The 14,083-nt window shown below is 53.3% G+C and carries 13 protein-coding genes; 2 read left to right on the top strand and 11 right to left on the bottom strand.

Going from position 1 to position 14,083, the window contains the following annotated elements; translation table 11 throughout:
* Window positions 1-149: 149 nt before the first annotated feature.
* The 7 genes from MNU25_RS04395 to MNU25_RS04365 all read right to left on the bottom strand — a co-directional run bounded on the left by MNU25_RS04395 (window position 150) and on the right by MNU25_RS04365 (window position 8,224).
* Window positions 150-1,619 carry a sigma 54-interacting transcriptional regulator gene (locus MNU25_RS04395; RefSeq protein WP_240983952.1) on the bottom strand — a complete coding sequence of 490 codons (1,470 nt, stop codon included), beginning with the start codon at window positions 1,617-1,619 and terminating at the stop codon, window positions 150-152.
* A 136-nt stretch (window positions 1,620-1,755) separates the two neighbouring features.
* Window positions 1,756-2,454 (bottom strand): response regulator transcription factor, encoded by a 699-nt coding sequence (locus tag MNU25_RS04390; protein WP_240983951.1) that lies wholly within the window; start codon window positions 2,452-2,454, stop codon window positions 1,756-1,758.
* A 119-nt stretch (window positions 2,455-2,573) separates the two neighbouring features.
* Window positions 2,574-4,085, bottom strand: a complete 1,512-nt coding sequence (locus tag MNU25_RS04385) for a sensor histidine kinase (protein WP_240983950.1) — start codon at window positions 4,083-4,085, stop codon at window positions 2,574-2,576.
* A 2-nt stretch (window positions 4,086-4,087) separates the two neighbouring features.
* A complete protein-coding gene (locus tag MNU25_RS04380; RefSeq protein WP_240983949.1) occupies window positions 4,088-4,840 on the bottom strand; it encodes an ABC transporter permease in 753 nt (250 codons plus the stop codon).
* Entirely contained in the window at window positions 4,827-5,570 is a 744-nt protein-coding gene (locus MNU25_RS04375; RefSeq protein WP_240983948.1) for an ABC transporter ATP-binding protein, read from the bottom strand. The genes MNU25_RS04380 and MNU25_RS04375 overlap by 14 nt, the downstream gene beginning before the upstream one ends.
* Window positions 5,571-5,865: 295 nt before the next feature.
* Window positions 5,866-7,104, bottom strand: coding sequence for a hypothetical protein (locus MNU25_RS04370; RefSeq protein WP_240983947.1), 1,239 nt, complete (start codon window positions 7,102-7,104; stop codon window positions 5,866-5,868).
* 556 nt (window positions 7,105-7,660) lie between these two features.
* A complete protein-coding gene (locus tag MNU25_RS04365) occupies window positions 7,661-8,224 on the bottom strand; it encodes a hypothetical protein (protein WP_240983946.1) in 564 nt (187 codons plus the stop codon).
* A gap of 493 nt (window positions 8,225-8,717) precedes the next feature.
* On the opposite strand from MNU25_RS04365, the gene MNU25_RS04360 reads away from it, so the two are divergent.
* Both MNU25_RS04360 and MNU25_RS04355 read left to right on the top strand, forming a co-directional pair.
* A complete protein-coding gene (locus MNU25_RS04360; RefSeq protein WP_240983945.1) occupies window positions 8,718-9,095 on the top strand; it encodes a BlaI/MecI/CopY family transcriptional regulator in 378 nt (125 codons plus the stop codon).
* Window positions 9,096-9,113: 18 nt separating this feature from the next.
* Window positions 9,114-11,186 carry a M56 family metallopeptidase gene (locus tag MNU25_RS04355; RefSeq protein WP_240983944.1) on the top strand — a complete coding sequence of 691 codons (2,073 nt, stop codon included), beginning with the start codon at window positions 9,114-9,116 and terminating at the stop codon, window positions 11,184-11,186.
* A 110-nt stretch (window positions 11,187-11,296) separates the two neighbouring features.
* Here the strand turns inward: MNU25_RS04355 and MNU25_RS04350 are convergent, their stop codons facing one another.
* The 4 genes from MNU25_RS04350 to MNU25_RS04335 all read right to left on the bottom strand — a co-directional run bounded on the left by MNU25_RS04350 (window position 11,297) and on the right by MNU25_RS04335 (window position 13,989).
* Entirely contained in the window at window positions 11,297-12,148 is an 852-nt protein-coding gene (locus tag MNU25_RS04350; protein WP_240983943.1) for a DNA adenine methylase, read from the bottom strand.
* Between the two features lie 269 nt (window positions 12,149-12,417).
* Window positions 12,418-12,816 (bottom strand): DUF2399 domain-containing protein, encoded by a 399-nt coding sequence (locus MNU25_RS04345; RefSeq protein ID WP_240983942.1) that lies wholly within the window; start codon window positions 12,814-12,816, stop codon window positions 12,418-12,420.
* A gap of 14 nt (window positions 12,817-12,830) precedes the next feature.
* Window positions 12,831-13,325, bottom strand: coding sequence for an acyl-CoA thioesterase (locus tag MNU25_RS04340; protein WP_240983941.1), 495 nt, complete (start codon window positions 13,323-13,325; stop codon window positions 12,831-12,833).
* Window positions 13,306-13,989, bottom strand: coding sequence for an SOS response-associated peptidase (locus MNU25_RS04335; protein WP_240983940.1), 684 nt, complete (start codon window positions 13,987-13,989; stop codon window positions 13,306-13,308). The genes MNU25_RS04340 and MNU25_RS04335 overlap by 20 nt, the downstream gene beginning before the upstream one ends.
* Window positions 13,990-14,083 lie beyond the last annotated feature (94 nt).

The raw sequence follows: 14,083 nt of genomic DNA, 5'->3' as shown, positions 1-14,083 counted from the left end.
GGCTTGGGACTGAGCTGGGGTCTGATAAGCAGAAAAAGTCTCCTCTGGGGGAGGAGACTTAACTGTCCGGTTTTCCGGACGTCCCGTCCTATAATCCGGACTATTGTGAATACTCAGTTCACGGATTATTCTGCTTAATTCGTCCGCACCTAAGGCTCGTCGCGCCCAACAATATTGTGCCGCTTCAATTTGACATGGAGTGTGGAACGGGAAAGGCCTAAAATCCGGGCCGCCTGGGTACGGTTACCTGCGGCCGCTTCTATCGCTTCCAGGATCAGCTCCCGCTCAATTCCCGCCAAACTGTCTTTGAGCGAGCCGCCTGCCTGGCCGGCCGGAGAGGTGAGGTTACCCGGCAGAAAGACCAGGAGGTCCTCCAAATCGATCAGTGCGCCGTCAATCAAAGAAAAAGCCCTCTCCATGATATTTTCCAGCTCCCGCACGTTTCCGGGCCAAACATATTGCTGCAAACGCTCCAGGGCGGTGGGAGTAATGTTCTTGGAACTCTCGGGATATTTGCCGCTGAGCTTGGCCAGGATGTGGAGGGCGAGAACCGGAATATCCTCCGGCCGTTCGCGCAAGGGCGGAATCTCCAGCCTAATGACATTGAGTCGATAATAAAGGTCCTCCCGGAAGGCACCCTCCTCCACCAGTCGCGTCAGATTTTTATTGGAAGCCGCAATCAAGCGCACGTCTGCTGCCCAGCGGCGAACACTTCCCAGTTTTTGCACTTCCCCATATTGCAGTACCCGCAGCAATTTAGCCTGCATCGCCAGGGGCATGTCGCCGATTTCATCCAGAAAGAGCGTCCCCCCGTGCGCGAGCTCGATCTTGCCCGGATTGCCGCCTTTTTTCGCCCCGGTGAAAGAGCCTTCCTCAAAACCAAAAAACTCAGCCTCCCAGAGATTTTCCGGGACGGCGGCACAATTCAGGCTGATCCACGGTCCCTGCGCCCGCCGGCTCATATGGTGGATAGCTTGAGCCAACAGTTCCTTACCGGTGCCTGACTCCCCTTGAATGAGGACCGTGAAATCCGAGCGGGCCGCCCTGGCGGCCATTTGCTTTAAATCGACCATACTTTGGGATATCCCTTTCAAATCTTCGAGGGTGAAAAGCGGAGAAGACGAATTATTCTTCTCCGCTTTTTTCGCTTGTCCGACCTCGGCCGTACCCCTGACACTACGCGCCTGCAACCACTGTTTCTGCAGGTCCAAAAAGGAATGGATAGCCAATTTGTCGACCTGCCCGACCACCCCCCCCGGCGCCAAGGGGCAAAAAGCCGACCTCGGCTGGGCGGAGTCTATTATAACAGAAAATTCGCAACAGCTGTCTCCCAAACTCAGGCATTTGGTTTCCACAATTTTGACTTGCTCCCGCCAAAAGTTCTGCAAGCACCCGGCTAAAAAACCGGCTTGAAAAAAGCAGGAAACCGTGCCGGATGCGGCTCTTGGTTTGCCGTACACGGACAAGCGAAACACGGGCCGGTTATTTTTCCAGTCGATCTGGAGATCACCCAAACCCAGAGAACCCAGGATTTTCACCAGCATGGGGAAGTCGGCACACTCCATGGCTCGGCCAAGGCATTCACCCAGCTGATAAAAGGCAAAGCGTTCAACATCCATATGATCGTCTCCCTAACTGACACGGCCGGGCAGCGCTGAACAACTTCCTTACTGACCTACTAATCCATTTTCTATATAGTCTATTTTCGCCATAGCCGTAACAATTCCTGCCGTTCGGGAACAATTATCGGAGCACTTACACTTTGAAGCGATACCCCGCTCCCCAAACGGTTTCAATATACTGAGGGTTCCCGGGGGTACTTTCAATTTTCTTGCGCACATTGGCGATATGCACGGTCACGGTGGAAGCGTCGCCCAAGGACTCTAAACCCCAGACCCGTTCAAAGAGCTCCTCGCGGCCGAAAACACGGTTCGGATTCCGAGCTAAAAAGAGCAGCAGATCAAATTCCTTCTGGGCCAGGCTCACCTCTTCTCCGTGCACGAAGACGCGGCGGGCATCCCGGTCTATCTCCAGGCCGCGGATACGCAGAGTGGGTGTATTCCTAACCCCGGATCCAAACTTCTCTTTCAAACGCCCGTAATTTTCCAGGTGAGACTTAACCCGAGCCACCAATTCCCCCGGACTGAAGGGCTTGGTGATATAATCATCCGCCCCCAAAGTCAGCCCTTTAATCTTATCTACTTCCTCTTTTTTGGCCGAGACGAGGAGGACCGGAATATCTTTTCTTTCTTTCATCCCGCGCAGGATATCCAAGCCGTCAAGCCTCGGCAGCATGATATCGAGAATGAGAAGGTCAATCCCTCCGGCTTGAAGCGCTTGCCTGCCACTCTCCCCATCCGTCCGCAGCGTAACTTCGAACCCGGCCAGTTCCAGATAGTCTTTCTGCAATTCGGCAATGCTGGCGTCGTCTTCAATAATTAAAATCTTTTTCATTTCCATCCTCCCCCGAAAGCTGCCGCAAATGCCCGCGGCCGCACTCAAAGAGCGGCTCTGCCGGGCCCGCTCGTTTTCTCAAGCAAGGTCGCGTGCGTTCACTTGAGGCGAAAGAATGATCAGCCGCCGCCCGCTTCCTTAGAACGAACGAAGTCGGGCCGTAGACTAACGGGACCCTTGGGCAAAGAAATCATGATGCTCGTCCCCACCCCTTCCTCACCGACAGCCCAAATTCTTCCTCCGTGACCTTCCACAATTTGCTTGGCGATCGCCAAGCCCAAGCCACTCCCGTTTTTCCGGAGTCCGGACAGATCCGAACGAAAGAAGCGGTCAAAAATCCGCGGCAAATCCTGGGCCGGAATGCCCGCGCCATTGTCTCGAACCTCCACAATCGTACTGGCAGGCGTCTCCCGCAAAATGAATGTGATTTTTCCCGGAGTCTTGTTCATGTATTTACAGGCGTTGTCAAGAACATTGACCAACACCCTTTTCATTCTCTCCCGGTCCAGGAGGAGTTCACGCCGTTGTGCCAAATCCGTCTGTAATGTTATCTCAATCTGCCGGCGGGCCAACTCCGCTTCATTTTCTTCAATACAGTCCCGAAGATAATCCTCCGCGTCCGTCTTCTCAAAATTGAACGGGACCTGATGGAGATCCAGTTTGGCATAAAGGAGAAGGTCCTCGATCATCTGATCGATTTGCTCTGCTTTGACATGAATGGTTTGCAGGTATTTCTCCTGCTTGGCGGGAGTATTGGCAACCCCGTCCAGGATTCCCTCCACATACCCTTTAATAGAAGTCACCGGCGTTTGCAGGTCATGTGAGATACTGGAAATGAGCATTTTGCGGTTATCCTCATATTGCATCCGGGTGTGGACAGAGTCTTTGAGTTTGATTCGCATTCGCTCTAAATCCCGGCATAAGGCTTGAATTTCTTCATCTCCCTCTTCCGCGATCCGGCAGTCGAGATTGCCGCGGCTGATTTCGGCCGCCGTCTGCCGCAAGTGGCTGAGCGGACTTAAAATACTGCGCGAGAAGCGGAAGGAAACCCAAAGATTCATGGCCAAAAATGACACCGCAAAAGAAGCCCCCAGCAGGAGGAGAAACGCGCCCAGTGCCGGCACAGCCTGATCGAATGGCGTCAGCAAGAGGACGGATCCTTGTGAACCGTCTCTAAACCGGAGGTTCACTTGCCGCACCTCATAGTCTATCCCCCCGGCCTCCACCGGTCCGGCCGCAGAAGCGGCCTCTGCCGGTCCCGCCGCCGACGCAGCTTTTCCTGCCTCCAGGAGCTTGGCGATGGCAATCTTGCCGAAGGAACGGGAGGAAAACAAAGGCTCCCCATTCTTTACGATGACGACCTCACCCCCGATGCCGGCTAGATTGTCTTGCAAATGCTGCTGAAAAGCAGCCTTTTCCACCGCCTCCGGAGCCGCCTGGAGAATACTCTTTTCGCTGCTTAGAACCACGGAGTGCGCTTCGGCCATTTTTTGGTAGTTTGACCACAATCCGCCGGAGCCGGACAATTGACCATAAAGGAAGAGGCAGGCCAAAGCCACGAGAACGGTAAAGCCCACCGGCACCAGGACCGCCAGAGCGTTGGCTGAGCTCAACCGCCATTTAAGGTTCATGATCAAAGTTCCTTCTGATCAAATAAGTAGAATCCGGCCACGAAGAACATGACCCCGTAACCTAACATGAGTAGAAATTGCCGGACAATTGTAGTCCAGGGAAAAACCCCTGCCAACCATAAATTATACCAGTCCAGCGAAGCCGTCGGCAACAAATCGGCATAGGTGGAAAATACCAGTCCCAACACTTTTAGGAGCAAGAACGCGAGGATGGCCAGGAAGAACACCGTAATCCCGCTTCTCACCAGATTTGTCAGAAGAACAATGCCCAGAGCTAAAATGACTAGTGGCAGGAGACTTACCAGGAAAGAGAGAACAATGCGGAAAAAATCAGGCCAGGTCAAGGAATTGGCATTGAACAAAAGCCCTGCCAAGAGAGAGAATATGAGCAGCAGAAATAGTGCCGCCAAAAGAAAAAGGGTGATGGCCCCGATCTTCGCGCTAAAGATCTTCAACCGGCTGACAGGCCGCGTTAAGGTGATGCGCAGCGTATTTTGAGCACTCTCCCCGGAAAAACTGTCGATCGCGACCAAAGCCGCAAAAAGGGGGAGAATCGTGTTCACCACCAGGGAGAGAACGAGGAGGGGAAACTCGCCGCTGCCCACACCCCGGAGACCAAAGCCGCTCCTGACCGCGAGAATCACCAGTTGGCCCGCCACGATAACGGCCAGAGAAAGGATCACGGCCACCCAGGCCTTCTTCTTTTTGCTGAGTTTTTCGATTTCGTTTACCAGCGCAGCTTTAAATACGGCCACTTTGTTCAACCTCACTCACAAAATAATTTTCCAGCGTCGCGTAATCCTTCAGGATGTTGGCGGTCGAGTCCACATCGAGAATTTTTCCGTTATAGATTACGCCGATGCGGTTACAGGTCAGTTCCACATCGTGAATCAAATGGCTGGAAATAAAGAAAGTCGTCCTCCCCGTCCCGGTCTCGGTCTCCGCTAAACCCTTGATCAGATTGCGCATGGCAATCATCCCTTCCACATCAAGCCCGTTCAAAGGCTCGTCCAAGATCACGACCTCCGGCCGGGAAAGAATGGCAGCGGCTAAGCCCAACCGTTGCTTCATCCCCAAAGAAAATCTCCTGGGCTTTTCCCGCTTATATTTTAGCATACCGGTGAGTTCTAAAACTTCCTCAATGCGCTTGTCATCCACCTCTGGGTAATAACGAGCAAACTGTTTCAAGTTCTCAAAGGCACTTAAGTAAGGATAAGATTCCGCCGTCTCAATAATGCAGCCCACTTTAGCCATGGCCTTTTCATACTCTTCGGCAATGCTGTAGCCGAGAATTCTTACTTCCCCCCGGTCGGGACGGATTAAGCCGGTCATCACTTTCATGGCGGTCGTTTTACCTGCGCCGTTGGGTCCGAGAAAACCGAAAACATCCCCCCGGTAAATGTCCAGGCTGATGTCGTCGATCCCTCGGCCGTTCTTATAGAGCTTCGTCAAATTCTGAATCTCAATCACTTTTTCTTTGCTCACGCCCAGCCTCCTCACCCTCTAACTTCTTCTCGCCGGCAGGGGGAGTAAGTCCCCAGAGAGGACTCACTCCCCCTGCCAAACAATCGCATCCCCAATCCATCCCGGCCCTCGGTTAGACATCCCTCCGCTGAGGATTCCTTCCACGCACCGCTATCCCTAATGCATCTTTGCACCGGCTTTACCCATCTATTCTATATTCGGATCCGGCGATATTCTCCCTGAAGCCCCCGCCTCTTAGCCTAAAGCGTAGGCGGGGGAGGTTCACCGAGCGAAATCGCGGTTTCCCTGCCGGGTCTTAGTGGAACACCGGCTCGAAGGTGGAATCGTATCCCGGTCCCATGCTTGCCATCCCGTTCAACACCAAATTAACCTTGCCTAAGTTAGGGTCGAAATAAAGCTGACCGCTGATCCGGTCGCCGTTGGCGCTGACCGCACTGAATTTTCCTCCGGGAGGACCCTGCGGGGATAACTTGGCTTTGAAGTGGAAATTCACTTTATGCGTGGCATAGCTTTCAAACCCGGGCTTATATTCCTCCTTGTATTGACCGGTCACCGTCTGTTGATCCGCCTGGGTAATGTCCAGGATCCTCTCTCCGGCTTTGACAAATTTGCCGTCTTTTTGGATGACGATATCGTTTTTGAATTCACCCACGTACATCTTGGGATTGACGATTTGCTGTTTGTAAGTCGCCGAGGAAACCGTGTTTTCTTGCACTTTTTTCCCGCCCAGATCGGGTTTGACCACCTGGGTGGCATTGATCCCGCTTAACTTACCCAAAACCTCAAGACTAATCAGGTGGACTTGCCCCTGGGCATCCTTGCCTGACATGACGAGCGTACCCAAAAGGCTCTGCATAACCCCGTTCCGGTTCACCTGGGCATTACCCTTAATCTCTTTGATAAAAATATCTTGGGTCAACTGGGGCAGGGAATGGACCAAACCGCGTTTAGCCTGAAAGGAAACCAGCGCATTAATCAACGACGGAATTTGAGTTTGATTGAGGGAACCTGAGAACTCTTTGCTCCCATTCGGACTCTCTTTGACCACGACATAATCCTTCAGGTTGCCGACCACCGCATCCACGATGCGCTCAACATCTCCCGCTCCCTTGCTTTGGAAGGGATCAGACAAGACCTCAAACTTACGGGCCGGGTCGAAATGCGTCACAAAATAGGTGGAATTCTGCGAGGAGTGGTCAATCATTGTTTGCGGATCAGCATAATGCTCACTGGTTTGGCGTCCCCCATCCTGAGTCACCAGTTCTGTCTCCTCCAGGGTGGCATCCGCTTTCCGGTCCATCTTTCGCACGGTATCCGACGAGCTGACAGTCTTGCCGTTGTCTTTGACCACATAAGAAATATCCATGGTAAAATTGTCGAATTTGCTGCTGCACTGAGCCGCCGTATTTTTGAGCGCATCTTTCAGCTGATCATACCCGCTTTTGTGGGTCATGTCGGCCAGAGCCGTCGTCGCCACCAACAGGGCTCCCACGGTAAAGCTCAAAAGCAGAGCGGTCTGTTTCTTAAACTTCATTTGTTCAACTCCTTCATACTTTCCTCGGAAGCTTCCTGCCTTTATTCTAACCGTTAAACCTTGCCAATTCCTAAATCCCTTATTAATAAAGTCTAAACTCTCCCCGGTCGGTTTGCCTGGGCTGAGTGGACTGTCTGGGCTGAGTGGACTGCGTAAAAACTTAGCCTGCGCCAAAGGAGACTGCCTTGCTTCAAGGCTCAGTCGCACTTGTCCCTTGGTAGGCAAGCCTTAGCTCGGGCAAAAGCCTAACTTCCATTATCCTCTTGTACTTTCTACTTTCTGTTAGGGAAAAAGCCACGCCTTGCGTGACTTTATCGAGCAATCCCTATAATACCTGCCCAGCTGCGCTGCCAATCAGGGACAGGCCGCTCAAAAAGAGATAATGATTCCGCCTTCGTCCGCGTAGGCAGACGTTGTCAGACCCATTTCCACAATAATAATGTCTCTGAAGTGATATCACAACAGCAAAGCTTCTCCTCTGCACACGTACGCTCGCACACTTTCCCCCCTCTCAGTATTAGACACGGGCGCTTGAAAGTCAACTCCAACGCTTGTCTTAACGGCCACATTCTTTCCGCCGGTAACGGACGGACCTCTTATACGTATAGTAGCTAATCGCTTTTTTCGCCTTGGGCATGAATCTTAGGCTTGAGATAAGGTACTCTTCATCTTCGTTGTTTAAAGACCGCTGCCGGAGATGATGCTTCCGACCAAACAGTTCCTCCCGGACCCTCTCATTCTTTGACATTAAATTCCGCTCATAGACAAAATAACGCTCACCCAGTGAGAACTGGATATAGAGAATCAGGGGATCTTCATTATGAATGCCGATAAGCTTCAAGGGCTGAGTTCGTTCTACTTTAGCCCATCCGGTATACATCTCCCTGAGCTCACTTAGGGCTTGCGACAGATGAAACCCGCAGACGGGATATTGCGCTATCTCCTTTTGAGCCGAACGTGGGACTCCCGCCTCTGCAAGTGGGAGTGGTTCGCCGGCCGCAAAATCTTCCTCTTCGTAGACTTTAACATTGAAAGCCTCGGGGTATTCTTCATAGGCCACGAGCACCAACCCCTCAGCCGGCAATTCCACCGGGCCAACGGATACGGGTGTCGTTATCAAAACCTGCACCTCCCCAAACTCATTATCACTTAGTTATTACCAGACAAGGGCCTCTTTAGACAAGAGCTCAGGATTCACGATTTTAGCTTGAGTTCAAATTGGGTAGAGGATTGCTCTCCTCCACATAGTTCAAGGCCTGCAAATCGGAATTAGCATCGAATGTGGTGACGAAATCATCTCCGGGAGGGGTACCGTATTCACTCTCTGCCCAGATACGGGCACCCGCTGAGGAGGTTAAGGTGTAGGACGTTTTCGAGCAGAAGCTCACTGGTCCTCCGCCATAACTGGTGTAATAACCCTGACCCAAAGCAGAAGCAGCCGCGACAAATCCTTCTACACCCATGTGGTTAGCTTGAAGTGCCTGTTGCACAAACCCGAGAACAGGGTCTAGAAAATATATCGTGATTTTAGCCTGTCTCCTCTTGACAATTCCACCCTACAGGTGTAATTTAGCTCTAGATTACACTTTACAGAAAGAGGGAGGCTTTTTTAGATGAAAGATGCCGCTGGCAAAATATCGGATGCGGAGTGGCTCGTTATGAAAGTCCTCTGGGAAGAGTCGCCGCTGACGGCTTCCTCGGTGGTCGAACGCTTGAAGCCGGTGAGCACTTGGAGCCCCAAGACCATTCAAACTTTGATGGGCCGTTTGGTCAAAAAAGGAGCTCTGGGTGTGAACAAAGACGAGTCTTTGTACCGCTTTTACCCCTTGGTTTCCCAAGAGGAGTGCATGCACGAAGAAACTCAGTCGTTTCTGCACAAAGTCTACGGCGGTTCCTTTCAATTGCTGCTGACCCATTTTGTCAAGGAGGAGAGCCTGTCTGACCAAGAGCTTCAAGATCTGAGACATCTGCTGGATGAAAAGCTCAAGTAAGGGAAAGGGGGTGAACCCGTGAATTTGGCGGACCTCTTTCGCTATGTCGTCTCTCTGTCGCTTTTAGGCAGTTTTATGGCTTTGGGCATCTTCTCGGTCAAACGGCTCTTGGGCCGAAGACTCAGTGCCCATTGGCATTACGCGCTTTGGTTTTTGCTCATCTTGAAACTCCTCATTCCCTTTACTCCCCCGGCTTCGTTGAATCTCCTGCACCTGATCCCTCGGGGAACCCCGCCCGCTTCCTTCAATGTTCCTCCTTGGGCTTCGGGCGGAACTCCCACAGCAAGCCTGTCCCAGAAGCCTTCCCCGGCCACGGCAAACCCAGTGAGTCAGCCCGGCCGGCAAACTTCCCCTTCGACTGTCGGCTCCGTGTCTGGGACTTCCGGCTCCGGGAGTGCGGTTTCCGGCCCTGCCTCGGCCGGCCCTAAGATCGGGCTCAACTGGACCACCGCCGCCGCCATCTGGCTGGCCGGAGTTTTAGCCATAGTGTTCTATATTCTCCTTATTAACGGACTCTTATGGCTGAAGCTCAGGAAACGCCCGCTCTGTCGGATCCCAACTATAACTGCAGTCCTGGCGGACTGTCGAACGCGTCTCCGGGTCCGGGCCAATGTTTCTGTCATCTGCGACCCCTCCCTGAAATCCCCTGCCCTCTTCGGTTTATTGCGGCCGAAAATCATGGTCTCCCCGGAGATTGCGGCTCAGTTGTCCGCGGAAGAGCTGCGCTTCATATTCCTGCACGAGCTGAGCCATTTAAAGAGACGGGACCAGTTGGCCAATGCAGTCGTTACGTTTGTGCAAGCCTTCTACTGGTTCAATCCGCTTCTAGGCTATGCTTTGCAGCGGATGAAGCAGGACTGTGAGATCGCTTGTGACGCCACCGCCCTCAGCGCACTCAAACCCGAAGAACGTAAGCCCTACGCTCAGACGATCATCACGCTTTTGCAGCTGCTTTCACAGCCGCACTGGGCCCCCGGAACCCTCGGTTTCGCCAATACGTTTAACAAGAGGAGAATCAGCATGATAGCGTCATCAAAAAAAGCCACCCTGAAATGGGCGGCGGTTGCCTTGGCACTGACCCTCGTCGTGGGCTGTTCCGGCCTGGGTAAACCAAACCCGGGACAGAACCCGGCGGGCGGCACGTCCGCCGGCTCTCAGACTTCCCCGCCCACCGCTTCTCCCAGCACCCTGGTCTACCGCAACACAGAGTATGGTTTTAATTTCTCCCTGCCGGATAGCTGGAAAGGCTATTCAGTGATCAAAGGCCAGTGGACCGGGAACAATGTAAAGACCAATAAGATCGTTGCCACCGGTCCCCAGATTTCCCTCAGAGATCCCCGCTGGACTTCCCAGAACCCCCGTCAGGATATTCCAATCATGATCTTTACCTCCGCCCAGTGGAGTTCCCTCCGGCAGGGAGATTTCCATATCGGAGCCGCTCCTATAAACCCCAGCGAACTGGGTCACAACAGCAGCTATGTGTTTGCTCTTCCCGCCCGCTACAACTATGCTTTTCCAGCCGGATACAAAGAAGTGGAGCAGATTCTCGCCGGCCATCCTCTGCAGGCGACCGAGCCGGCCCAAGCCGTTCAAACCACCGATCCCAACACCCTGCTTCTGCTCAATATGATGCAGTCGGCCACGGCCGGACAAGTCATCAACAACAGCAGCTTCTCGGCGAAGACGACTAATATCGGCACCGTGGAACAGTCCTGGGGAAAACCGGATCAAACCGACTGGGTGGCGTCGGCCGATGGGATCTATGCCACCTATTCCAAGCACGATATCACCTTCGGTTTCAATAAAGGAGGCCAGATCTTTGAAGTCCGCTCTTTCGCCCGCAGTTCTTTCTCGGGCCTAACCTTGACCAAAGCCGAACAGGTCTTGGGCTCCCCGGCCTATAACGCCACGGTCTTCGGACAGAAAATCATCGGGTATACAGCAGGACCGGAGTTCAAGCTTGAATTGGTCTTCCCGCAACCGACCGGCAGTAACCCGAATCCGACACTCGATCATTACAACGTCCTCTATCCCCGGGGAACTGTGAACATGATGGCCAACGGCCCGGGAAGTCTCGGGAGACAGTGGTAATCCTCTCGGAGGGCCGAGGTGATCCCGCTCAAGGAGGTTTAATGAGGCGGGGGGTGTATCGAAGGATGGATATCCCCCGGCCCGCCCGCAAGATACGCTTCCTCTCCCTTTCAGCTGCCCTTGCCGGGCTCGAAATTCATCAGTAGAACCTCGTCAATCCCACCCCGCCGCGCGGCCACGGAGTTGACCGATCTCTTAGCTTGGATAATCTCAATCCTGTACCCTTGGTAGAGCTCCTTGATAAAATCGGTCGCCGAATTGGAGAGCAGAAATCGTATCCCTTTCTCATTCAGGCGGTCGCAGGTCCGTTTCAGTCTTTCTTGTTCTTCACGGCTGAAGCCACCCTCGGCATAGGCGGTGAAATCGGCCGTCTGAGAAACCGGATCATAAGGAGGATCAAAATAAACAAACGACCCGCTTTCCGCGCCTTTGACCGCTTGCTCGAAATCCTGACAGGTGATGCTAACCGAGGCCCTGTTCAAATAGTCACTGACGGCCCGCAAACCCACCTCATTTACGATTTTCGGATTTTTGTAGCGGCCAAAAGGGGTATTAAATTCCCCGGCTTTATTCACTCTGAATAAACCGTTGTAGCAGGTCTTGTTAAGGTAGATCACTCTGGAGGCTTTTTGGACGGGGGTGAGGTCGACATAGAGTCCCCTGTCACGATCCAAGGCCCTCAGCCGGTAAAAATACCCTTTCTCGTTTTTGTGCTTCCGTAAGTCTTCGATGAGCTCATCGACCTGGTTCTTGATCACCTGATAGAGGTTGATCAACTCCCGGTTGAGATCATTGACCACAGCCCTTTCGGGCTGAAGCTCAAACAATACAGCCCCACCCCCCAGGAAGGGTTCATAATACGTGGTGAGGTCCCGGGGAATGTGTTTCACGATCTCAGCTAAAATTTGCCTTTTGCCACCTGCCCATTTAACCACAGGTTTGAGTGATTTGTCAGTCCTCACGCCGCTTTGGCAGGATACTTCCCCGCTCACAGGGAAGAGGAATGTCGCGGGAACGCCCGGACATTCCCCCGCTCCTCCTTTCCGTCAGGTATATCTTCGACCATCGAGTCACGCTCGCTGTCACCTTAGTTTCCTTCTCCATACCATCTGTGTATGCTTCTCTTCTAGCATCATGCTTTTTCACTGTAGCATTTGTGTTTTCCACTGCCCGGGGCTCACACGAATATCGTTTCGGCCGACGGAACGATCCCAGGCGAGGCACAGGGTGCTTACCTTGAGGCCGCCAGGATATCCCGCCACAACAGCGGAAGGGTTCCCTCTTGGTATCCCGCTTTCTTCAGCCGCAGCATCTCCTTTTTGACGGCCGTCAGTTCCGGACTTGTGACCTTATCAAGCTTGTGCAGGCGCACCTCGGTCAGCGGGCTGCCGGGCTCTGAGAACAAATAGTCCCCGGGGCTGAAACGCCACGACGTAACACACCCGCCATAGCGTTGACAGAGCGCTTCGGCCATCAATAAACCTTCGGGATCGAAATCTCCCGAATAATAAATCTGTATCCCTTGATTCGCCAGCTTGTGGAGGAGAAGGAGTGCCGCAAACTTAAACTGTCCGTGCTTTCTGTCACTTACGACCCGCGACCTCTGTCGAGCTTTGTTGTTTCCGCGCAACCGGGATTACGGCGCTATTCGGCGGTACGCGGTGAATGGTCGTTACCCCTCAGCCGCTTATAAGCCAGGTAGCGTTGCCGCCCTTCCTCGAATAAGCGGCCTTCCTCCTCACCGGCAATCTCCAGTGGCGGCACTTCCCGGGGTTTCCCGTTCGCGTCCAGCGCCACAAAGGTTAAGAAGGCCGTTAAAGCCGTTTTAGCCGGTTCATCCTTGGAAACGTCTTCCACGGTGACCGTGACTGAAACTTCCATTGAACTGCGGCCGACAAAGGTTAATTTTCCGTAACAAGTGACCACATTGCCGATGCGGATGGGGCGCAGAAAGATAAGTTCGTCCACCCTGGCGGTGACGACATTCGAACGGGCGTGCCTCTGGGCCACCACCCCGGCGGCACTGTCAATCAGTTTCATAATCTCGCCGCCATGAACATTCCCGGACGGATTGGCGTGCTGCGGCAGCATGACATTAGACATGGTGACCTGTGAGTATTTAACGGGTTTGCCCTGCATCCTGAATTCCTCCAATACACTCCCGGCTTTCATTAACCGGAGAATTTACCAGCGGCGAGACTTCATAGAGCCGCATCATGTCAGCGGGAAAAGGTGCCAACAGACTTCGTAAAGCCGGACCGTAGCTGACAGTCTGATCAAGCCATATTCTTTCCGCTTCCCTGGGCAATATAACCGGCATCCGATCATGGATGGCTTCAAGCAAGGAGTTCGCCGAAGTCGTAATAATCGTACAGGAATTGACCGTCTCTCCCGCCGGTGACAGCCACGAATCCCAGAGCCCCGCAAAAGCAAACATCTCCTCACCTCGCAAAGTGATGCGATAAGGGCGTTTGCTGCGTCCCGCTTTTTCCCACTCGTAGAAGCCGTCAGCCGGGATGAGGCAACGCTTTCTTGGCAGCAGCGGGCGAAAACTCGCTTTCTCCTCCAAAGTCTCCGCCCGCGCATTGATCAATTTGTAGCCAATAGCCGTATCTTTCGCCCAAGAAGGCACCAGACCCCAGCGAAACGCTCTTAAGTAATTAACCCCGGCCTCATGGATTACAACGGCAACCGGCTGGGACGGAGCAATGTTATAGCGGGGCCGGAGCGGCTGACCCAACCGCTCCAGGGTAAACCGCTCCTCGATTCCTTCCGGTTCCGCCAAGGAAAATCGTCCGCACATGCGCCATCAACCTTTCGAAGTATGGAAATTCCCGGGTCACTTTTACGGTTCCTCTTCGCCCCCAACCCAGCAAGGCAGATCGTTAGCCACTCTG

The sequence above is a fragment of the Acididesulfobacillus acetoxydans genome (assembly GCF_902729405.1).
GTDB classification, from domain to species: Bacteria; Bacillota; Desulfitobacteriia; order Desulfitobacteriales; family Desulfitobacteriaceae; genus Acididesulfobacillus; species Acididesulfobacillus acetoxydans.
This window is presented reverse-complemented; position numbering and strand designations above follow the sequence as displayed.

Coding starts and splice junctions, on each gene's coding strand:
- MNU25_RS04395 (WP_240983952.1), bottom strand. CDS start 1,619: ATGGATGTTGAACGCTTTGCCTTTTATCAGCTGGGTGAATGCCTTGGC.
- MNU25_RS04390 (WP_240983951.1), bottom strand. CDS start 2,454: ATGAAAAAGATTTTAATTATTGAAGACGACGCCAGCATTGCCGAATTG.
- MNU25_RS04385 (WP_240983950.1), bottom strand. CDS start 4,085: ATGAACCTTAAATGGCGGTTGAGCTCAGCCAACGCTCTGGCGGTCCTG.
- MNU25_RS04370 (WP_240983947.1), bottom strand. CDS start 7,104: ATGAAGTTTAAGAAACAGACCGCTCTGCTTTTGAGCTTTACCGTGGGA.
- MNU25_RS04360 (WP_240983945.1), top strand. CDS start 8,718: ATGAAAGATGCCGCTGGCAAAATATCGGATGCGGAGTGGCTCGTTATG.
- MNU25_RS04340 (WP_240983941.1), bottom strand. CDS start 13,325: ATGCAGGGCAAACCCGTTAAATACTCACAGGTCACCATGTCTAATGTC.
- MNU25_RS04335 (WP_240983940.1), bottom strand. CDS start 13,989: ATGTGCGGACGATTTTCCTTGGCGGAACCGGAAGGAATCGAGGAGCGG.